The following is a 20,532-nucleotide window of genomic DNA, read 5'->3' on the forward strand; positions in this document are numbered from 1 at the left end:
TTTCCGCTGCGCTGACTGCCGCCGCTGGACCTGTATGAGCGGCTTTAGCCGCGAAACAGACGGCGCGGTGTCTTGCACCGGCTGCGCCGGTGTTCGCGGGTAAACCCGCAGGTCGTGGGAGCTGGCGCAGCCTGCGATGGGCCGCAACGCGGCCCCTTGTCCGTACCGTGCCCCCGTGTGATCCTTCTCGCCTTTTTTACCTGCAAGCGAGCCCTCCATGTCCCAGACCATCCGCATCGCCGCCGCCCTGCTGATCGACCCGCAAGGTCGTACTCTGCTGGTGCGCAAGCGCGGCACCCTGGCCTTCATGCAGCCCGGCGGCAAGATCGATGCGGGGGAGTCGCCGCAGGCGGCGCTGGTGCGTGAGTTGCACGAGGAACTGGGGCTGCGGTTGGACCCCGAGCAGGCAGTCTATCTTGGCCAGTTCAGCGCACCGGCCGCCAACGAGCCTGGGTTCGAGGTCCAGGCGCAGCTGTTTAGGGTCGACAGCGCCTCGGCCGTCGTACCGGCTGCCGAGATTGAAGAAGTGGTATGGCTGAGCGCTGACCAGGTCACGGACCTTGAGCTGGCACCGCTGACCCGTGACCTGATTCTGCCGCTCTACCGCCAGGCGGTCAGCGCACCGCGCTGACGCCGTCGAGGGTGGAAAAGGACGTGTCCTTGGCTGTGAGCAGGAAGTCGCGCATGTAAGGCGCATCGAGCATGTCGGTGCGCACCGCCGCGTGCAGCGTGGCGAACAGGCCCTTTTCACCCAGGCGCTTGCCCTTCACATAACCGCGCGAGCTGTATTCGTGCAGCGCCCAATGCGGGATACCGCACACGCCACGGCCACTGGCCACCAATTGCATCATCATCACTGTCAGCTCCGAAGTGCGAACCGCGGCCGGTTCGATGTCGGCCGGCTCCAGGAAGCGGGTGAAGATGTCCAGGCGGTCGCGCTCCACCGGGTAGGTGATCAAGGTCTGATCGAGCAGGTCCTGGGGCACGATGTAGGGCTTGCTGGCCAACGGGTGCTGATTGGCGACCGCGAGCATGGCTTCGTAGGTGAACAGCGGCACGTAGGTGATCCCCGGCAGGTCCACGGGGTCGGAGGTCACCACCAGGTCCAGATCGCCGCGGGCCAAGGCCGGTAGCGGGGCGAAGGCAAAGCCTGAGGCCAGGTCCAGTTCCACCTCCGGCCAGGCATCGCGGAACTGGTCGATGGTCGGCATCAGCCATTGGAAACAGCTGTGGCACTCGATGGCCATGTGCAGGCGGCCTGCGGTGCCACCGGCCAGCCGGGCGATGTCACGTTCGGCGCCACGCAGCAGGGGCAGGGTGGCATCGGCCAATTGCAGCAGACGCAGGCCAGCACTGGTGAAGCGGATCGGCTTGGTCTTGCGCACGAACAGCGCCATTCCCAGGCGTTCTTCCAGTTCCTTGAATTGATGCGAGAGGGCCGACTGGGTCAGGTGCAGGCGTTCGGCCGCCTCCACCAGGCTGTCGGCTTCGCGCAAGGCATGAAGGGTTTTCAGGTGGCGGATTTCCAGCACAGAAGGCTCCGGGGGTAGAACGGGAGAAAAAAAGCGTGATGTTGAGTTTCTCTCATGTTGTGGGCGGCTGTCGACGGGGGATGCGATGACCGCTCGGCAGGCTTAATAAAACTGTCACGATTCTGTGGCAGCGCCCTCGAAGAGATTTCATCAGACTCGCGATCTACTGGGGATCTGCATTCTGGTGTTTCTTTCATGCGGGCTTTATGGGTTTTTTTCTTTCTATTGTTCAGCGCATCGGCCACTGCGTCGGCGTCGCGCTGCGACGCGCAGGTGCCGGTGCAACGGGCCGAGCTGGGTGAACTGAGCCTGGTGTACCAGAGCGTGGGGGCACCGTCGGACCCTGTGTTGCTGCTGGTCATGGGCTTGGGCGGACAGCTGATCCATTGGCCCGATGACGTGGTCGAGGCCCTGTGCAACCAAGGTTTCCGGGTCATTCGCTATGACAATCGCGATGTCGGGCTGTCACGCTGGAACCAGCTGCCAGCCTCGGCCAATCTGACCGTCGAGCTGTTGCGTTACAAACTGGGGCTGCCGGTGTCGGCGCCCTATACCTTGACCGACATGGCCACCGATGGCTTGCGCCTGATGGATGAGCTGAAGGTCGAGCAGTTCCATGTGCTGGGAGTGAGCATGGGCGGCATGATTGCCCAGCACCTGGCGGCAATGGCTCCGCAGCGCGTGCGCAGCCTGACGCTGGTGATGTCGAGCTCCGGCGCCGAAGGCCTGCCGGCGCCAAGTGCTGCATTGGTGCAACTGCTGGCCCGGCGGGACGCGCCGAATCGCGAAGTGGCCATCGAGCACCAGGCGGACCTGCTGGCCGCCCTGGGTAGCCCGACGATCCCGGACGACCGAACAGCGCTGTTGCATCAGGCGGCAGTGGCCTATGACCGGGCGTTCAATCCAGAAGGGGCCCAGCGGCAGATCATGGCGATTCTCGCCGAGCCCAGCCGGGTGGCACTGCTCAACCAGTTGCGCGTGCCCACGCTGGTGGTGCATGGCACGGCCGATCCGCTGTTGCCGGTGATGCACGGGGTGCACCTGGCCGCGCACATCCAGGGCAGCCAGTTGCGCCTGATCCCGGGGCTGGCCCACCGCTTCCAGGAGCAGTTCAAGGCGCCGCTGCTGGCGGCGGTATTGCCTTACCTGAGCTCACATCGCGAAGACCTCCGGCACGTGGCCGGGCTTTGAGCGGCGTTGCCTTTTTCGCGGGTAAACCCGCTTCCAGAGGGATCACGGCAATTATTGTAGGCGCGGGTCTACTCGCGAAAAGGGCCGCACGGTTGCCTAGGCTCTGTACGAAAAGCCTTGATACTCGGTGATGCTGCGTTGAAAACAGCCTCGGAATGCTCATTTACAACCCGTAAAGTCGAGCGCGACTCCGACCGTTCCTTGGCTGTTTTCGCCTTGCCTGACCTTCGTCTCAAGACTTTTCATACAGACCCTAGTGAAAGCGTACCCACAGCGTGACCAGCACCGTCGCCGCCACCAGCCAGGCCACTGTGGCCAGGGCCAGCGAGGCTTCCAGGCGCAGACGGTCGACCAGCACGTACAAGGTGGCCAGGTAGACGAAGTACGGAATGATCGACCACATGCCGAACAGGATGGTGGCCTTCAGGTCCTCAAGCGAGCGCCCCTTGCCCACGATGTAATGGGCGATCAGGGCAAAGGTCGGAAACAGCGGCACCAGCCCTGCGATGTAATAGTTGCGGGTCTTGGAGAGGATGGCCAGAAGCACCACGACGGCGGCGCCCAGGCTGGCTTTGAGTATCAGGTCCACGGGTTTCCCTTGGCCTCAACTGAGGCCGTACTTCTTCACTTTGTCGAACAGCGTGGTCTTGGCCATGCCCAGCTCCTGGCTGGCCTGGCTGAGGTTGCCGCCGGTGCGTTGCAAGGCGTCGCTGAGCAGGTTGCGTTCGAAGGCCTCCACCGCCTCGGCAAAGCCCAGGCCCTGGCTGGCGCCACTGGCGTTCTTCTTGAACGCCGGTAGGCCCAAGGCATAGCGCTCGGCGACGTTGCGCAGTTCGCGCACGTTGCCAGGCCAGTCGTGGGCCATCAGCCGTGACAGGGTCTGGCTGTCCAGCTCCGGAACCTCACGGTCGAAGCGCAGCGCTGACTGCTCCAGGAAGTGCTCGAACAGCTGCAGGATGTCCTCGCGGCGTTCGCGCAGAGGCGGCAGCTCCAAGGTCACGACGTTCAGGCGGTAGTACAGGTCGCTGCGAAACTGCCCGCTCTGGCCCATGGCGTCCAGGTCCGACTTGGTCGCCGCGATCACACGACAATCCACCGGGATGCTCTGGTTCGAGCCCAGGCGCTCGAGTGTGCGCTCCTGCAGCACGCGCAGCAGTTTGATCTGCAGATTGATCGGCATGCTCTCGACTTCATCGAGGAACAACGTCCCGCCATTGGCATGTTCGATCTTGCCGATGCGCCGCTTGCCGGCGCCGGTGAAGGCATTGGCCTCGTGGCCGAAGATCTCGCTTTCGAACAGGTTCTCCGGCAGGCCGCCGCAGTTGAGTGCCACGAACGGCTGGCCCTGGCGACGGCTGAAATCATGCAGGCAGCGGGCGACCAGTTCCTTGCCGGTGCCGGTCTCGCCTTCGATCAGCACGTTGGCCGAGGTGTCGGCGACGTTGGCGATCAGTTCGCGCAGGTTCTGCATCGCTGGCGAGCGACCGATGATGCGACCTTCCAGGGAGCTGTGGCCGGCCAGTTGGCGGCGCAGCGCGTGGACTTCGCGGGACAGGCCGCGTTGCTCCAGGGCGCGGCGGACCACATCCACCAGGCGCTCGGGGGAGAAGGGCTTCTCCATGAAGTCGTAGGCACCGTTGCGCATGGCGCCAACCGCCATGTCGATGTCACCGTGGCCGGTGATGAGCACCACCGGCAGACTGCGGTCGCGGGCCTTGAGCCGGCCGAGCAGCTCCAGGCCATCCATGCCGGGCAGGCGGATGTCGCTGACGACGATGCCGGCGAAATCATCGCCGATGCGTTCCAGGGCTTGCTCGGCGCTGCCCACGCCTTCGCAGGCGATGTCTTCCAAGGCCAGGGCCTGCTGGCAGCCCAGCAGCACATGGGGGTCGTCTTCGACGATCAGGACAGTCAAGGGCACTTGGTTCATAGGGACCCTGCGTTCATAGAGGTTCTACCGATTTGCCGGTGGGCGTGACCAAGGGCAGGGCGAGCAGGAAGGCGGTCCCGCCGCTGGCGGGGTGCTCGACGCTCAGCGAGCCCTTGGCGGCGGCGGCAAGGCTCGCCGACAGGGTCAGGCCCAGGCCCAGGCCATGCTCGCCCGGTTTGGTGGTGAAGAAAGGCTCGAACAGGTGCTTGCGCGCCTCGGCATCGATGCCATGGCCATTATCGCGCACCCGCAGGCGGTATTTGTCGCCTTGCAGCTCGCCCTCGAGCCAGAGCTGCGGGGTTGGCTGGTTGGCCATGGCGTCTAGGGCGTTGCCGACCAGGTTGACCAGGATCTGCTCCAGGCGTGTCTGGTCGATGGCCAGTTGCTGGTCGTCGAATTGGCTGTGCAGTTGCAGCTTGCAGCCGGCGATGCGGTTGGCCAGCACTTGCAAGGAGGCATCCACGGCCTTGCCCAACGAGGCCTGGCCGCTGTCATCGCCACGCCTTGCGAAAGATCGAAGGCTGGCGGTGATCCGGCCCATGCGGTCGATCAGGTCGTTCATGGTGCGCAGGTTGGTGCTGGCGGTCTCCAGGGCGCCGCGCTCGAGAAAACGCACGGTGTTGCCCGACAGCGTACGCAGCGCGGCCAGGGGCTGGTTCAGCTCATGGGCGATGCTGGTGGACATCTGCCCGATGGCCGCGAGCTTGCCGGCCTGAACCAGCTCGTCCTGGGCGTGGCGCAGGGTCTGCTCGGCGTGCCGACGCTCGCGGATCTGCCCCTTGAGCCGTTCGTTGCTGGCGCGCAGATCGGCGGTGCGTTCGGTGATGCGCCGCTCAAGCTGGCTATTGGCCTCTTCGAGGGCTTCGCGGGCGGCCAGGCGGGTGGCGATCACCTTGCGGCGCTCGTTCCAGGCGATCGCCAGGATGGTCAGCAGGGCGAAGGCCACGCCTGCCAGGATGCCCTGAACCATGGATTCGCGGTGCAGGTCTTGTAGGGGGGTGAGCAATGTGAAATGCCAGGGGGTATCCACCAGGCGGCGGGTCTGGGCCAGGTAGGCCATCTCGCGGGGCTTGCCTTGGTCGGTCTCGCTGTTGGCGGGGAAGGTGAGTTTCTCCACGCCATCGGACAGGGTCTCCCGCGCCAAGGGCTGCAGTTCGTTCAGCGGCCACCAGTAATACTGAAGGCTGCGCGCCAGGCGCTCCTTGATCTGCGGCGTCAGCGGGCGCACCGACTTGAGCCGGCGTGCCGGGTCGCTGGAAAGAATGATGATGCCGTTCTCGTCGCTGACGAAAGCTTCCAGGCGGGCGCGTTGCCAGCGCTCTTCGAGGGTGTCCAGGCGCACCTTGATCACCGCCACGCCGATGATCTTGCCGTGCTCCTCCAGCCCGTGGGCCAGGTAATAGCCTGCTTCGCCAGTGGTGCTGCCGATGCCATAGAAGCGGCCAGGCTCGCCGCGCACGGCGTCCTGGAAGTAGGCGCGGAACGACAAATCCTCGCCGAGGAAGGAGTCGGCGTCGCGCCAGTTGCTGGTAGCCTGGACACGGCCGGTGGTGTCCAGCACGAAGATGGCCCGGCTGCGGCTGCGGCGGTTCAGGCCTTCGAGGTATTCGTTGACGGTCTGGCGGTAGCCCGCCTCAGGGTCCGTGAGCAACTTGGAGACGCTGTCCTCGAGTTCCAGCAAGCTCGGCAGGTAGGTGTACTTGCTGATCTCGCTCTCGACGGTACGCGCGTGCAGCTCCAGCTGGCGTTCGCCGTTCTCGCTCAGGGCACGGATGCCATTGCTCTCGCTGATCAGGTAGCCAGCCATGCCCAGGCCGACCATCAGCAGGATGATCAGAGGCGGCAGCAGCAATTGACGGATCAGGCGGGATTTCACGGCGGGTTGGGCAGGGCGAAGGAGCGAGGGGTCGCATTTCATCACAGTGGCCTTGTCACGACCAGCGTCCGCTGCCCGGGGGACCGGGCAGCGGCATGGCCGACTCAGTGCTGCAGGATCTTGCTGAGGAAGTGCTGGGTGCGCTCGTGGCGGCCTTCAGGGTTGCCGAAGAAGTCTTCTTTCTGGCAATCCTCGATGATGCTGCCCTTGTCCATGAAGATCACTCGGTTGGCGACCTTGCGGGCGAAGCCCATCTCGTGGGTCACGCACATCATGGTCATGCCTTCGTGGGCCAACTCGACCATCACGTCCAGCACTTCGTTGACCATTTCCGGGTCCAGCGCCGAGGTCGGTTCGTCGAACAGCATGACGATCGGGTCCATCGACAGCGCGCGGGCGATCGCCACACGCTGCTGCTGGCCGCCAGAGAGCTGGCCAGGATGCTTCTTGGCATGGGCGCCCAGGCCCACGCGGTCGAGCAGGGCCAGGCCTTTCTTGGTGGCTTCGGCTTCGCTGCGGCCCAGTACCTTGCGCTGGGCGATGGTCAGGTTCTCGGTGATCGACAGGTGCGGGAACAGCTCGAAGTGCTGGAACACCATGCCGACCCGCGAACGCAGCTTGGGCAGGTTGGTCTTCGGGTCGGCGATGGAAGTGCCGTCGACCACGATGTCACCCTTCTGGAACGGCTCCAGCGCGTTGACGCACTTGATCAGCGTGGACTTGCCCGAGCCGGACGGTCCGCAGACCACCACCACTTCACCTTTCTTGACCTCGGTGCTGCAATCGGTCAGCACCTGGAAGTCCCCGTACCACTTGTTGACGTTCTTGATGGAAATCATACGGTGATCCTTTTTTGCAGGCGCTTGACCAGCCACGAAGCGGAGAAGCTGATGAGGAAGTACACGACCCCGGCGAAGATCAGGAACTCATGGGAGCGTCCGATGATGTCGCCGTTGGAACGTGCCGAGTTGAGGAAGTCCACCAGGCCTACGGTGTAGACCAGCGAGGTGTCCTGGAACAGGATGATGCTCTGCTGCAGCAACAGTGGAGTCATCTTGCGAAACGCCTGGGGCAGGATGATCAGGCGCATGGTCTGGCCGTAGGTCATGCCCAGCGCCTGGGCGGCGCCCATCTGGCCCTTGGAGATCGACTGCACACCGGCTCGCACGATCTCACAGAAGTAGGCGGCCTCGAACATCATGAACGCCACCACGCAAGAGGTGAAGGCGCCGACCGGCGTATCCTCGCCGGTGATCCAACGCAGCACGAACGGGACCGCCAGGTAGAACCAGGTGATCACCAGCAGCAGCGGGATGGAGCGGAAGTAGTTGACGTAGGCGCCAGCCAGGTTCGACAGCAGCTTGCTCGACGACAGGCGCATCAATGCCAGGATCGTACCCAGCACGATACCGCCGACCACGCCCATGACCATCAGTTGGAGGGTCATCACCATGCCTTCCCAGAGGGCCGGCAGGGCGGGGATGATTTCGCTGAAATCCATGTCCATTTACTTGCCCCCCACGGAGATCAGGCCGGGTACCGAGACTTTCTTCTCGATCAGGCGCATGAACAGCATCAGGCCCATGTTCAGGGTGAAGTAGATCAAGGTGGCCAAGGTGAAGGCCTCGAACAGGTTGGCGGAGAACTCGGCGGTCTGCTTGGTCTGTGCCAGCAACTCCATCAGGCCGATCAGCGACGCCACGGAGGAGTTCTTGAACACGTTCAGGAATTCCGAGGTGAGCGGCGGGATGATGATCCGGTAGGCCTGGGGCAGCAGCACGTTCATGTAGATCTGCGGCAGGCTGAAGCCCAAGGCCCGACCCGCCGACTCCTGGCCGCGCGGCAAGGCCTGGATGCCGGTACGCACCTGCTCGCACACACGGGCGGCGGTGAACAGGCCCAGGCAGACGACCACGCTGATCAGCGCCGAGGTAGTCGGATTGAGGTCTTGCTTGAACCATTCCTGTGCGCTCTCGGGCAAAAGGTCCGGCACCAGGAAGTACCAGATGAACAGCTGCACCAGCAGCGGCACGTTACGGAACAGTTCGACGTAGGCGGTGGCGATCCCCGATACCATGCGGTTCGGCACGGTGCGCATCACGCCGAGCAGTGAGCCCAGCAGCAAGGCGATGATCCAGGCGGTCACGGCAATGGCGATGGTCCAGCCCAGGCCGGTGATGTACCAGTCCAGATAGGTTTCGCTGCCTACGCCGGTGGACTTGAAGAATACGCCCCAGTCCCAGTTGTAATTCATCGGGATTTCCCCTCAGACGGTTGTTTCACGGGCACCTTCGAGCAACCGAGGGCGGCGAGCGCCCTCGGTTGAAAGGTTAGACACTAATGAGTGGCCTGTCGGGTTGATTACTGCTCGGGTCGAGCATCAGGCCACTGGCTGGGGGTCAGGACTTCTTCTCGTCCGCCGCCTTGTCGGTCGGCTCGGCGATCAGTTTTTTCAGCTCGTCGCTCATCGGGAACTGAAGGTTCAGGCCTTTTGGCGGGATTGGCTGCTGGAACCACTTCTCGTAGCTCTTGTTGACCGCACCGGATTTGAAGTACGCCACGATGGCGTCGTCGACTGCCTTCTTGAACGCATCGTCACCCTTGCGGACCATGCAGCCATAGATCTCGTAGGACTGCGGGGTGCCGGTGATGACCCAGTCGGCGGGCTTGCGGGCCTTGGCCATCTCGCCAGCGAGCAGGGCGTCGTCCATCATGAAGGCTACGGCGCGGCCGCTTTCGAGCATGTTGAAGGCTTCGCCGTGGTCTTTTGCCGAGATCACGTTCATCTTCATCTGCTTGTCGGCGTTCATCGCCTTGAGGATGCGCTCGGAGGTGGTGCCGGCGGTGGTCACCACGTTCTTGCCGGCCAGGTCCGGGAAGTCTTTGTAGGCTGGCTGACCGTCCTTGACCTTGGTCAGCAGGCGGGTACCGACTTCGAAGATGCCGACCGAGAAGCCAACCTGCTGCTGGCGCTCGACGTTGTTGGTGGTGGAGCCGCACTCAAGGTCCACGGTGCCGTTCTGCACCAGCGGGATGCGGGTCTGGGAGGTGACCAGGTTGTAGCGGACCTTGATGTCCGTACCCAGTTGTTTTTTCAGCGCGTCGACGACGGCCAGCTGGATGTCGTGGGAGTAGCCCACGGGTTCTGGCTTGCCGGCCAGGTAGGAAAATGGAATGGAGGAGTCGCGGTGGCCCAGGGTGATGGTGCCCGAGTCCTTGATCTTCTTCAGGGTGCCGGTCAGCTCTTCGGCCATGACAGGCGATGCGATGACAGCGGCCGCGATGGCGGCGCCCAGCAATTGACGAACGATGCGCATCAAATTTTCCTCGACGTGTTTGTTTTTTTTATGGAGCCGTTGGCGGACTCTTCGTTCCACGAATACAGCATCAAACGTGGTGCATTCGGCTACCAAGTGTAGAGCATGAGTCGTGCCAAGCCCTGCTGTCGATCATATCGCCGCGAAATTACTGGTTTTGAGGCTTTTGTTTACTGTTTTTTGCCATGGCAGGTGTACGGGTTTCCGAATGAGTACTCTCTTTTGTGTTCGGAAATCCGAATGAATGGGCGATGATGCGGGTGGTAGCCCGGTACTGCGTCGCGCGGGGAGGCAACTGGTGATATCGAGCTTTTCAACTGCTCGAGAGTGCGCGCTATGTCTGATCCCTCCTTCCCCGAAGATTCCATCGACACGTTGTTCGCCCAGCGTATGCCGGACTGGTTGAGACGAGAGGAGGGCGGTCCGCAGCGTGTCGATCGGCTGCGCGCGTTTCGCAAGGCCCTCTCCAGGCAGGAAAACGCAGTGGCTGCCTTGCGCCCGGTCCTCGCGCAGATCCCCTCGATCGAAGCGTTCGCCGAACCGCTGCTGCGGGAAAAACTCACTCGGCTGGGTGAGGCCGACGCCGACCTGCGGCGCAGTCAGGTGTGTATCTGGCGGCGTCCGCCTATACCCTCGTTTGCACTGACGCTTTCGTTGCGCCAGTTCGTTCCTTCCTCGACGCAGAGCCTGTTGGCGGCTGCGCTGCATAACTTCCATCTTGCCGAGACCCGGCCCACGGACGTGCGCAGGGGGTATCTTCGCACGAGCGCTGGCAAGCGAATGGCCTTGGGTTTTCATGCTTTTGCCGGGCGCTGTCGGGAATTGGATATCGGCGCAAAGTACCAAGAAAAGCTCAAGGCGATTCTCAGGCCCAAAGGCGGCGCGCAGGCCATGCAGCGGCTGTTCCAGGAAAACCAGCAGGCGCATCTGGAGGTGGCGGTGCGCAGGGCGCAGCTCAAGGGCGAGCTGGACGAGGACAGTTTCCAGCACATGCTGGCCTTGATGATGTCCCCGTCGGTCGTGCCCGCCACCTCCTCCACCGTCGTGCTCCGGCGCTTGTATCTACTGGGGGTTCCCATTCATGGGGTGGCCTGCGCCGAGGTCAGCGCGCCAGGGGGCGGGGCGTTGCACAGCGTGATCGTCTGGGTGCCCAACGATCCGGATTGCCCGGTGAAGCGTTTTGGTTCATGGCAGCAGGTCTACGATGGTTTGGCCAGGCGGTTGGCCAATCGTCGCTATCGGCAGTTTTTTGCCCGATTCGTCAGCGAAGCCGACCGCGTCAGTTTCTTCAGCAGCCTGGCCGAGCAGTCCAAAGGCTGGTCGCACGAACGGCTGGCGACCTTGACCGGGGGACATGAGCCGATCGAGGCGTTGCCGGAAAAAACGATCGGTGAGCGCTTGAGCATTTTTCTGGCCAGTTCGCAGATCGACAAGATCTTCAATGATGCCGCTGTACTTGCGGTGCCGACAGGCAAGGAAGATGAAAACGATCGTAATGCACGGCTAAGCGGTTACGAGTCCCTGGGCTTGAATGTGCTCAATATTGCTGCCCTGTTCGTCCCGGTATTGGGAGAAGCGCTGCTACCCGTGGCCCTGGTGCAGATCGCCGATGAGTTCTACGAAGGTTATGAGGATTGGCGTGTGGGTGATCGCCAAGGCGCCATCGATCATGTATTCGGCGTGGCCGAAAACTTGGTCGCCGGAGCACTGTTGGTCAAAGGAGGGGCGGTGGCCGTGCAAGCGCTCAAGCGCGTGGCGTTCGTTGATGAACTCAGCCTGGTCCGTACTCGCCAAGGTCAGGTGAAACTGTTCGATGGCACGCTCGAAGGCTACCGGCTCGACCCCGCCAGCACAGCTGTGCAGACCCCACAAGAGCTGCGCTTGCTGCATGGAGACGATCAGCTTTATCGCCTATCGGGCGAGCGCGACGGGCGCATCCGTCATCCCACGCGAGCCAACGTTTACACGCCGGTGATCGAGGACAACGGAGCAGGGGGCTGGCGCCATGAGTTCGAGCGGCCACAAACCTGGAGCGGTGCCGGGACGTTGCTTCGCCGGTTGAGCGGACGCCTGGCTGATCTTTCTGACGAGACGGCAAAGCATCTGTTGCAGGCGACCGGGTACAGCGAAGCGCAGATTCGCCAGTTGCACCTTCAGAACCTGGGCGCGCCTGCGCGATTGCTCGATGCACTGGAGCGCCATCAATTGCATCGACAGCATCCCCATTTGGGAGGTGAAGCACTCGAGGCGCTGTTCAAGGAGCGCCAGCCTTGGCCGGGACCCACTGAAAGCAAAGTGCTGCGGGACTTTCCGGGGTTGTCGCTGCGCTGCGCGCGCGAAATCTGCGCCCAGGCCACAGGTGCTGAAATCACCCGTCTGCAAACCAGTGACCGGCTGCCGTTGGCCTTGGCCGAGCGGGCTCGCTGGTACCTGCGAGAGAGTCGTCTGGACCGTGCTTGCGCCGGGTTGCGTCTGTTCAGGGCGACCAATGCCGACACCGAACGTTTGGCGCTTGGCCTGATCGATGCGCTGGCACCCTGGGCTGCGGACCTGCGAATCGAGATCCGCGAAGGCACCCTTGAGGGGCCGCTGCAGGCCAAACAAGGCAAGGCGCAGGCCGCCAGGCTGAGGCGGATCATCCGCTCCGGTATTCGGTACACGCTCGAAGGACAGGGCGGCGAGCAGGACTTGATGTCGTCGTTGTTCAGCCTGTTGAGCGATACGCAAAAGCGCACGTTAGGTGTCGCAGGGCAGCAAGTCAGCGCTCTGGAGGATCACTTGGCGGCCTATGCCAGCAAGGAGCGCGGGCGGGTCGCCACAGTGTTGGGCCTGAGCGACGCGAAGACGTTGCGTCCTCCGCTGCGCTTTGGCGACGGGCAGGCAGGCTACTTGCTCAGTGGCAGGGGGGCCTCCGACAGCCAGGCCATTGTGCGAGGTATCCATAGAATCTTTCCCACTTTGAGCTCATTCGAACTCGATGCTTATATCCGCGAACTGACGACGCGTCGGGTTGGGCTGTATGAGCACTTTTCGATGTTGTCGCGGGATCTGGAGCAATTGCGCACGACCTTGGACGCTTGGCGCAGCGATACCAGCGGACTGTTCACACGACTGCGTCGGCGTCGGGTCGCCGACCAGATCAGGCGTAGCTGGCGGCGCAAGGTCATCGATGAAGACGGTGTCTATGTTCTGGCGATCGACAGCGAACCGGTCGGCAGTCTGCCGAGATTGCCCCAGGGCGTGCGGTTCGATCATGTCCGACGGCTGGTTCTGCGCAACATGGACCTGACCGACATCGAGGCTGATTTCCTGGGGCGATTCGCCAACCTGCGCGAGCTCGACCTCACGGGGAACCGGCTCGAGCGTATTCCCCCAGGACTGGAGCATCTTGGGCAGCTCAGGCTGCTCGATCTGTCGCGTAATCGAATCGTCCTGGATGAGCCCGGCGAACGTTGTTTGCGTGGCCTGACCCAGCTTCGACATCTCAATCTCAGCCATAACAGCGAACTTGGTCGCGCGCCGGAGCTGAGCCATTTGCCGAATTTGCGAGAGATGCGTTTGCGTGCTGCGGGGCTGGTGACGTTCCCTGAACGTCTGCCTTTTGCCGCGCTGGTCGACCTGCGCAGCAATCGTATCGAGATGCTGCAGCGAGACAACCACCTGCTGCGCCATCGGCTCGAGCGGGTGCTGTTGCACGATAACCCGTCATCACGAGGGGGCAGCGAGGGCTCAGCCAGTTCCGGCGACGTGTCGGTGGCGCCGGTGAGGGCGCTCGAGGGCGGGGATACCCAGGAGAACCCTGGCTTTCAACATGCCAGGGTCGATGCTTCACTGCGTGCTCGCTGGCTGGAGGACGGGGCGGATGAGCCCAACAGGCAAGCCCTCTGGGACACCCTCCAGGAGGAGCCGGGCTCGGCATCGCTGTTCCAGTTTCTGGCTGACTTTGCCAGCTCCCGGGATTTCAAGAGGAATCCACAGCGTTTCCGTGCGCGTATCTGGTCACTGCTGCAGGCGTGCGCCGATCGGGAATCGCTGCGCCAGCGGTTGTTCACGATCATGGATGGCCCACGCGGCTGCGATGACCGATTGTTGCTGACGCTTCGTCACCTGGAGGTGAGCGTGCTGGCGGAGCAGGCCATTCTCGGCGTTGCGAAAGACCAAGTGGAAAGCACGTTGCTCGGCCTGGCACGGCCATTGTTTCGCTACGATGAGATCGAGCGGATCGCCAAGGAGCATATCGCGCGCCTGGAGGCCGAACGTGAGGCGCAGATGGTGTTGGGGCTCGAGACGGAGGCGGTGGATCCCGTTGAAACGGAACTGGCTTATCAAGTTGCGCTTTATGAGTGGATCGGGCTGCCACTGCAAAAGGACTGGATGCATTTCGGGCGTTTTTCCAGGCTTACGAAACACGACGTCGAGATTGCCCAGGCGCGGGTGCTTTCCCTTGAAAATGATGAAGCGCTGATCGGCTCGCTCGCCCAACGACCGTTCTGGGTCGACTACGTCAAAACGCGCTATGCGCAGCGCTTCGACGAGGTGCACCAGACGTCGTGGTCGCAATTGGATACGCTCGATGAGCACCTCGCCGCAGACCAGATCACGGAAGGGGAATACGCACAGCGAGCGAAGGAGATGGTCGAGGTATTCAACCAGGCCGAACGTGAGCTGGTGAAGACGCTGGCCCAGGAGGTATATATGCGCGCCAAGCCCTAGGGGATCCCCTGGCTGCGCGCGTGCGCCTTGCCAGGGGGCTCAGGATCAGGCGGCCTGCACCGCGGCTCGGCTGGAGTGGGCGTGGTGCAGGTAGTCGGCCAGCGCCTGTTTTTCGGTCGCGCTGGTGAACAGGCCAAGCTTGGTCCGGCGCCAGAGCACATCATCGACGTCGACCGCCCACTCTTGGGTGATCAGGTAGTCCACCTCACGGCTGAACAGACCGCCACCGATGGATTGTCCCAGGTCCTGCGGACCGTTCACGCCATCGAGCAGTCGCCACACGCGGCTGCCATAGGTCAGTGCCCAGCGCTTGGCGATATCCACCGGCAACCAACCGTGGCGAGCCAGCAACGCATCGACCAGAGCCTGGACCGTGGTCATGTTCTCACCGCCTGGCAGCGTGGCAGTGGCCGTCCAGCTGTCACGCATCTGAGTGAAGAAAGGCTTGAGTTCGCCCATGGCCGACTCGGCCAGCTTGCGGTACGTGGTGAGCTTGCCACCGAACACCGACAACAATGGCGCCTGGCCGTGGCTGGCGGACAGCGCCAAGGTGTAGTCGCGGGTCACCGCGGAAGGGTTGTCGGATTCGTCATTGCATAGCGGACGCACACCGGAATAGGTATGCAGGATGTCGGCGCGGCTGAGCTGGTGGTTGAAGTGCTCGTTGACGACCTTGAGCAGGTAGTCGGTTTCCATCTCGGTGATCGCCACCTTGGCCGGGTCGCCGCTGTATTCGCGGTCGGTGGTGCCGATCAGGGTGAAGCGCTCCAGATATGGGATGGCGAAGACGATGCGCTGATCTTCGTTCTGCAGGATGTAGGCATGTTCGCCTTCATACAGGCGCGGCACGATGATGTGGCTACCTTGGATTAGACGGATGCCGTAGGGCGCGTCGAGCTTGAGATCGTCCTTGATGAAACTGGCCACCCAGGGGCCGGCGGCGTTGACCAGGGCGCGGGCGCGGATCGTGCGTTGGCTGCCATCGGCCTGCTGCAGTACCACCTCCCACACGCCTTCGACGCGCTCGGCACGCAGGCAGCGAGTATGGGTGTGGATGTGCGCACCCTTTTCGCGGGCGGCCATGGCATTGAGTACCACCAAACGAGCGTCGTCGACGGCGCAGTCGGCGTACTCGAAACCGCGGGTGATGGCGGGCTTGAGCGGGTTGCCTGGGCCGAAGCGCAGGCTGCGCGAGGCGCCCAGGCGCTTGCGCTTGCCCAGGTGATCGTAGAGGAACAGGCCCGCGCGGATCATCCAGGCCGGGCGCAGGTGCGGGCGGTGGGGCAGGACGAAACGCATGGGCTTGACGATGTGCGGCGCCTTGGCCAGCAACACCTCGCGCTCGGCCAGGGCCTCACGGACCAGACGGAACTCATAGTGCTCCAGGTAGCGCAGGCCGCCATGGATCAGCTTGCTGCTGGCCGAGGAGGTATGGCTGGCCAAGTCGTCCTTTTCGCACAGAAAGACCTTCAGGCCACGCCCTGCTGCGTCGGCGGCGATGCCCACGCCATTGATACCCCCCCCGATCACGGCGAGGTCGTAGCAATCGGCGAGTGGCGGCTGGGACGGAGCGGACTGGGACACGGCAAGGCCTCCTGAGGCGCAGTTCATATCGAAAATGAACATTTGTGTTCGTTTACGAAAATACTAGCGCAACAAAAAGGGGTTCGCCAGTCAGTCTCTATAGAAAAAACTGATCAGATGACAAGGAAATGAACAATAGCGAACATGTGCCAGGCACCGCGAAGCTTTACGCGATAGGAGCGGCTCAACGCCTGTAGGACGGCCTTGCGCCGCGAAAGGGCTGCACAGCAGCCCCAGGGTCCGATGAGCGCCGCCAGGTCTGGATCAGACCACTTCGAGGCGAATCTTGTGCTGGTTGAGCAGTTGGGTGAGCGCGGGGGTAGGGGGCTGGTCGGTCACCAGGCAGTCGACCAGGCTGATCGAGCCCAGGCGAACCATGGCGTTGCGGCCGAACTTGCTCGAGTCGGCGGCCAGGATCACTTGGCGAGCATTGGTGATGATCGCCTGGGAAACCCGCACTTCCTGATAATCGAAGTCCAGCAGGCTGCCGTCCTCGTCGATGCCACTGATGCCGACCAGGGCGAAGTCGACCTTGAACTGATTGATGAAGTCCACGCTCGCCTGACCCACGACCCCGCCGTCGCGGCGCACGGTGCCGCCGGCCACCAACACCTCGAAATCATCCTTGGCACCCAGGATCGCAGCCACATGCAGGTTGTTGGTGATGACCTTGAGGTGGTTGTGATTGAGCAGGGCGCGGGCGATCGACTCGGTGGTGGTGCCGATGTTGATGAACAGCGAGGCATGGTCGGGAATCTGCCGGGCCACGGCCTCGGCGATGCGTTGCTTCTCGTCGCGCATCTGGTCAGCGCGCATGGCGTAGGCCGTGTTCTCGATGCTCGAGTCGTAGGCCGCGCCACCGTGATAGCGTCGCAGCAGGTTGACCTCGGCGAGCTGGTTGATGTCACGGCGGATGGTTTGCGGGGTGACGACGAACAGCTGCGCCATTTCTTCGATACTGACGTAACCGCGCTCGCGCACCAGTTCGAGGATTTGTTGTTGGCGGGGAGGCAGATTCATGGGCGGTCCTTTGGGGCTGCCGGACAAATTCTGCAATGATGCCGTAGGAAGGGGATGACGACTAGCCTGCAGCCTACCGACCGCTTCGCGGGTTGACCCGCGAAGCGGTTCGCACAGGGCTCAAGCCTCGTGATCTTCCCAGTCGCGGGTACGCTCCACGGCCTTTCGCCAACCTTTGTAGAGCTTTTCTTTCTGCGCCTCGTCCAGTTGCGGGCTGAATTCGCGCTCGATGATCGCCTTGTCCCGCAGCTCGTCCAGGCCACTCCAGAAACCACAGGCCAGACCTGCCAGGTAGGCGGCTCCAAGGGCGGTGGTCTCACGCATCTTCGGCCGCTCGACGCAGGTGCCAAGGATATCGGCCTGGAACTGCATGAGGAAATTGTTGGCCACCGCGCCGCCATCGACGCGCAGTTCACTCAGGCGCTGACCGCAATCCTGCTGCATGGCATCGAGTACGTCGCGGGTCTGGTAGGCGATCGATTCCAGGGCCGCGCGGATGATGTGGTCGACCTTGACCCCGCGGGTCAGGCCGAACAGCGCGCCACGGGCATAAGGGTCCCAATAGGGCGCGCCTAGGCCGGTGAAGGCGGGTACCAGATAGACGCCATTGCTGTCCTTGACCTTGCTGGCGAAGTACTCGGTGTCATGGGCATCGTTGACGATCTTCAGCTCGTCGCGCAGCCACTGCACAGTGGAGCCGCCATTGAACACCGCGCCCTCCAGGGCGTAGGCCACTTCGCCTCGGGGGCCGCAGGCGATGGTGGTGAGCAGGCCGTGTGAGGATTTCACCGCCTGCTTGCCGGTGTTCATCAGCAGGAAGCAACCGGTGCCATAGGTGTTCTTGGCCTGGCCGGGCTCAACGCACATCTGGCCGAACAGGGCGGACTGCTGGTCACCAGCGATACCGGCAATGGCGATACCGCTCTTGGTATGGCCATACACCTCGGACGATGGCCTTACCTGAGGCAGCATCTGGCGAGGGATGCCTAGAGTCTGCAGCAGCGTGTCGTCCCATTCCAGGGTATGGATGTTGAACATCAAGGTGCGCGAGGCGTTGGTGTAGTCGGTGACATGCACCTTGCCACCGGAGAACTTCCAGATCAGCCAGGTATCGATGGTGCCGAACAGCAGTTCGCCCCGTTCGGCACGCGCGCGGACACCTTCGACGTTGTCGAGGATCCACTTGAGCTTGGTGCCGGAAAAATAGGGGTCGGTGACCAGGCCTGTCGCTTCGCGGATATAGGCCTCATGGCCATCGCGCTTGAGCTGCTCGCAGATCTCAGTGCTGCGCCGGCACTGCCAGACGATGGCGTTGTACACCGGGCGGCCGGTTTCCTTGTCCCAGACCACGGTGGTTTCACGCTGGTTGGTGATGCCCAGCGCAGCTACCTGGGCATGGCTGATGCCAGCCTGGGCCAGGGCCTCGACCATGGTCGCGCTCTGGGTGGCGAAGATTTCCATTGGGTCGTGCTCGACCCAGCCGGCCTGCGGGTAGTGCTGGGCGAACTCGCGTTGCGAGGTGCCGACCACATTGGCGTCACGGTCGAAGATGATGGCCCGCGAACTGGTGGTGCCCTGGTCCAGGGCGATGATGTAGTTCTTGTCCTGGGTATCTGTCATGTCGGTGGCCTTGCACAAAATAGGGAGAGGTCAGGGCTGGCCGGGCGTATGGCCCGGCGGCGGCTTCAGGAAACCTGGGTCTTGCCCTGAGGATTATCGTCTGTTTGCAGGTTCGCGGCGTGTACCGTCGGCAGATTGCGGGCGATCAGGCCCCGGTACAGGGCGGCGCCCAGGCAGGAACCAAGGATCGGTGCGAACACCGGAACCAAAAAGTAGGGGATATCACGGCCACCTGTGAAGGCGATTTCGCCCCAGCCGGCCAGGAAGGTCATCAGCTTGGGCCCGAAATCCCGAGCCGGGTTCATCGCAAAGCCGGTGAGTGGGCCCATGGCGCTGCCGATCACCGCGATCAGCAGCCCGATCAGCAGCGGTGCCATGGCGCCTCGGGGCAAACCATTGTTGTCGTCGGTCAGCGCCATGATCACGGCCATGAGGATGGCGGTGATCACCACTTCGACCACAACGGCCTGGGCAATGGACAGCGAAGGGTGTGGGTAGGTGGAAAACACCGAGGCCAGCTCCAGGCTGGCCTGGCTGCCACGCACCATGGCATGGGCCTGTTCGAAATCGAAGAACAAGTTGCTGTACAGCGTATAGACCAGCGCGGCGGCACAGAAGGCGCCACAGACCTGGGCAAGGATATAGAACGCCAGCTTGCGCTTCTCGAAATCGCCGAAAAGGCACAAGGCAATGCTGACGGCGGGGTTCAGGTGGGCACCTGAAATGCCGGCGGTGAGGTAGATCGCCATGCTGACGCCAATACCCCAGATGACACTGATTTCCCACAGGCCGAAGCTGGCGCCTGCGACTTTGAGGGCCGCGACGCAACCGGTGCCGAAGAAAATGAGCAAGGCAGTGCCGAGAAATTCAGCCAGGCATTGGCTTGATAGGGTGGGTTGTCGTAGAGCAGTCGTCATGTGAAACCTCGTTTCTTGTTGTTGTGAGGCACTGGGCGCTCGACAGCAAAGGCTCGGTGTCTATCCCCATAAACGCCGGGCAAATGTGGGAAATGCACCTTTAAGGGGCATCATTTATTCAAAAACGAAAAAATATAGACAAGAAACGCTGATGTCAAAGGTCGAAAGTGAACCATCAGCCACTCTATGACTGCGTGAATCAAGGGCGAATGCCCGTGCCAGACACGGTGAGGGGCGGTTCGCTGGTCGCCCTGTGGGATTTGCCCTAAAGTAGCCGGCGACTTGCCATCGATTGGAGCCGTACATGACCCCCGCCCTCGACTTGTTGAAGAAGGCGCGTGCCGAACACCGCGTGCACAGCTATGAACATGACCCCAAGGCAGCCTCCTACGGCCTGGAGGCCGCAGAGAAGCTCGGGCTCGACCCGCAGCGGGTGTTCAAGACCCTGTTGGCCAGCAGTGAAAAAGGCGAGTTGCTGGTGGCGGTGGTGCCGGTGGGAGGCACCTTGGACCTCAAGGCCCTGGCCCACGCGGCAGGGGTGAAGAAGTGCGAGATGGCCGACCCGATGGCTGCGCAGCGTGCCACGGGCTACTTGGTGGGCGGGATCAGTCCGCTGGGTCAGAAAAAGCGCCTGCGCACCTTCATCGACGACTCGGCGCAGCAGTTCGAGAGCATTCATGTGAGCGCCGGTCGACGCGGGCTGGAGGTAGAGCTGGCGGCGGCGGTGCTGGCTGAGCACACCCAAGGGAAGTTCGCCGGGATCGGGCGCGGCTGAGCGACAGCCGATTCGAGAGGGGAACGCTGCGCGCGTTAGCGACAACCGGGAATGGGC

General features: G+C 62.8%; 16 protein-coding genes. 4 read left to right on the forward strand and 12 right to left on the reverse strand.

Going from position 1 to position 20,532, the window contains the following annotated elements; translation table 11 throughout:
- Nucleotides 1-217: 217 nt before the first annotated feature.
- The gene (locus tag ACNFCH_RS01505; RefSeq protein WP_337157771.1) at nucleotides 218-631 is read left to right on the forward strand and encodes an NUDIX domain-containing protein; all 414 of its coding nucleotides are present in this window, start codon (nucleotides 218-220) and stop codon (nucleotides 629-631) included.
- On the opposite strand, the gene metR is transcribed toward ACNFCH_RS01505, so the two are convergent.
- Complete coding sequence (gene metR, locus ACNFCH_RS01510) at nucleotides 615-1,532, reverse strand: transcriptional regulator MetR (RefSeq protein ID WP_070093543.1); 918 nt, start codon at nucleotides 1,530-1,532, stop codon at nucleotides 615-617. The two genes, ACNFCH_RS01505 and metR, sit on opposite strands and share 17 nt — an antisense overlap.
- Nucleotides 1,533-1,727: 195 nt before the next feature.
- Here metR and ACNFCH_RS01515 point away from each other — a divergent pair, with 195 nt between their 5' ends.
- Nucleotides 1,728-2,723, forward strand: coding sequence for an alpha/beta hydrolase (locus tag ACNFCH_RS01515; protein ID WP_337157770.1), 996 nt, complete (start codon nucleotides 1,728-1,730; stop codon nucleotides 2,721-2,723).
- A 253-nt stretch (nucleotides 2,724-2,976) separates the two neighbouring features.
- On the opposite strand, the gene ACNFCH_RS01520 is transcribed toward ACNFCH_RS01515, so the two are convergent.
- The 7 genes from ACNFCH_RS01520 to ACNFCH_RS01550 all read right to left on the reverse strand — a co-directional run bounded on the left by ACNFCH_RS01520 (nucleotide 2,977) and on the right by ACNFCH_RS01550 (nucleotide 9,846).
- The gene (locus ACNFCH_RS01520; protein ID WP_170831793.1) at nucleotides 2,977-3,303 is read right to left on the reverse strand and encodes a GlpM family protein; all 327 of its coding nucleotides are present in this window, start codon (nucleotides 3,301-3,303) and stop codon (nucleotides 2,977-2,979) included.
- A 24-nt stretch (nucleotides 3,304-3,327) separates the two neighbouring features.
- Nucleotides 3,328-4,653 carry a sigma-54 dependent transcriptional regulator gene (locus ACNFCH_RS01525; protein WP_337157769.1) on the reverse strand — a complete coding sequence of 442 codons (1,326 nt, stop codon included), beginning with the start codon at nucleotides 4,651-4,653 and terminating at the stop codon, nucleotides 3,328-3,330.
- Between the two features lie 13 nt (nucleotides 4,654-4,666).
- Nucleotides 4,667-6,571: a sensor histidine kinase gene (locus ACNFCH_RS01530; protein WP_337157768.1), complete on the reverse strand. Its 1,905-nt coding sequence runs from the start codon at nucleotides 6,569-6,571 to the stop codon at nucleotides 4,667-4,669.
- A 62-nt stretch (nucleotides 6,572-6,633) separates the two neighbouring features.
- On the reverse strand, nucleotides 6,634-7,368 hold the full coding sequence (locus ACNFCH_RS01535) for an amino acid ABC transporter ATP-binding protein (RefSeq protein WP_043206506.1): 735 nt from the start codon (nucleotides 7,366-7,368) through the stop codon (nucleotides 6,634-6,636).
- Nucleotides 7,365-8,036 carry an amino acid ABC transporter permease gene (locus ACNFCH_RS01540; RefSeq protein ID WP_043206507.1) on the reverse strand — a complete coding sequence of 224 codons (672 nt, stop codon included), beginning with the start codon at nucleotides 8,034-8,036 and terminating at the stop codon, nucleotides 7,365-7,367. The genes ACNFCH_RS01535 and ACNFCH_RS01540 overlap by 4 nt, the downstream gene beginning before the upstream one ends.
- Nucleotides 8,037-8,783: an amino acid ABC transporter permease gene (locus ACNFCH_RS01545; RefSeq protein ID WP_337157767.1), complete on the reverse strand. Its 747-nt coding sequence runs from the start codon at nucleotides 8,781-8,783 to the stop codon at nucleotides 8,037-8,039.
- Between the two features lie 145 nt (nucleotides 8,784-8,928).
- The gene (locus tag ACNFCH_RS01550; protein ID WP_196164665.1) at nucleotides 8,929-9,846 is read right to left on the reverse strand and encodes a glutamate/aspartate ABC transporter substrate-binding protein; all 918 of its coding nucleotides are present in this window, start codon (nucleotides 9,844-9,846) and stop codon (nucleotides 8,929-8,931) included.
- A 336-nt stretch (nucleotides 9,847-10,182) separates the two neighbouring features.
- On the opposite strand from ACNFCH_RS01550, the gene ACNFCH_RS01555 reads away from it, so the two are divergent.
- Nucleotides 10,183-14,559 (forward strand): NEL-type E3 ubiquitin ligase domain-containing protein, encoded by a 4,377-nt coding sequence (locus ACNFCH_RS01555; RefSeq protein ID WP_337157766.1) that lies wholly within the window; start codon nucleotides 10,183-10,185, stop codon nucleotides 14,557-14,559.
- A 45-nt stretch (nucleotides 14,560-14,604) separates the two neighbouring features.
- On the opposite strand, the gene glpD is transcribed toward ACNFCH_RS01555, so the two are convergent.
- The 4 genes from glpD to ACNFCH_RS01575 all read right to left on the reverse strand — a co-directional run bounded on the left by glpD (nucleotide 14,605) and on the right by ACNFCH_RS01575 (nucleotide 19,700).
- On the reverse strand, nucleotides 14,605-16,143 hold the full coding sequence (glpD, locus tag ACNFCH_RS01560) for a glycerol-3-phosphate dehydrogenase (protein ID WP_337157765.1): 1,539 nt from the start codon (nucleotides 16,141-16,143) through the stop codon (nucleotides 14,605-14,607).
- 264 nt (nucleotides 16,144-16,407) lie between these two features.
- Nucleotides 16,408-17,163: a DNA-binding transcriptional repressor GlpR gene (gene glpR, locus ACNFCH_RS01565; RefSeq protein ID WP_070093535.1), complete on the reverse strand. Its 756-nt coding sequence runs from the start codon at nucleotides 17,161-17,163 to the stop codon at nucleotides 16,408-16,410.
- Between the two features lie 120 nt (nucleotides 17,164-17,283).
- A complete protein-coding gene (glpK, locus tag ACNFCH_RS01570; RefSeq protein ID WP_337157764.1) occupies nucleotides 17,284-18,783 on the reverse strand; it encodes a glycerol kinase GlpK in 1,500 nt (499 codons plus the stop codon).
- Nucleotides 18,784-18,848: 65 nt separating this feature from the next.
- On the reverse strand, nucleotides 18,849-19,700 hold the full coding sequence (locus ACNFCH_RS01575) for an MIP/aquaporin family protein (RefSeq protein ID WP_416742129.1): 852 nt from the start codon (nucleotides 19,698-19,700) through the stop codon (nucleotides 18,849-18,851).
- Between the two features lie 304 nt (nucleotides 19,701-20,004).
- Between ACNFCH_RS01575 and ybaK the strand changes: the two genes are divergently transcribed.
- Nucleotides 20,005-20,475, forward strand: a complete 471-nt coding sequence (gene ybaK, locus ACNFCH_RS01580; protein ID WP_337157762.1) for a Cys-tRNA(Pro) deacylase — start codon at nucleotides 20,005-20,007, stop codon at nucleotides 20,473-20,475.
- Nucleotides 20,476-20,532 lie beyond the last annotated feature (57 nt).

The organism is Pseudomonas sp. NY15354 (assembly GCF_048068075.1).
Classification (GTDB): Bacteria; Pseudomonadota; Gammaproteobacteria; order Pseudomonadales; family Pseudomonadaceae; genus Aquipseudomonas; species Aquipseudomonas guariconensis_C.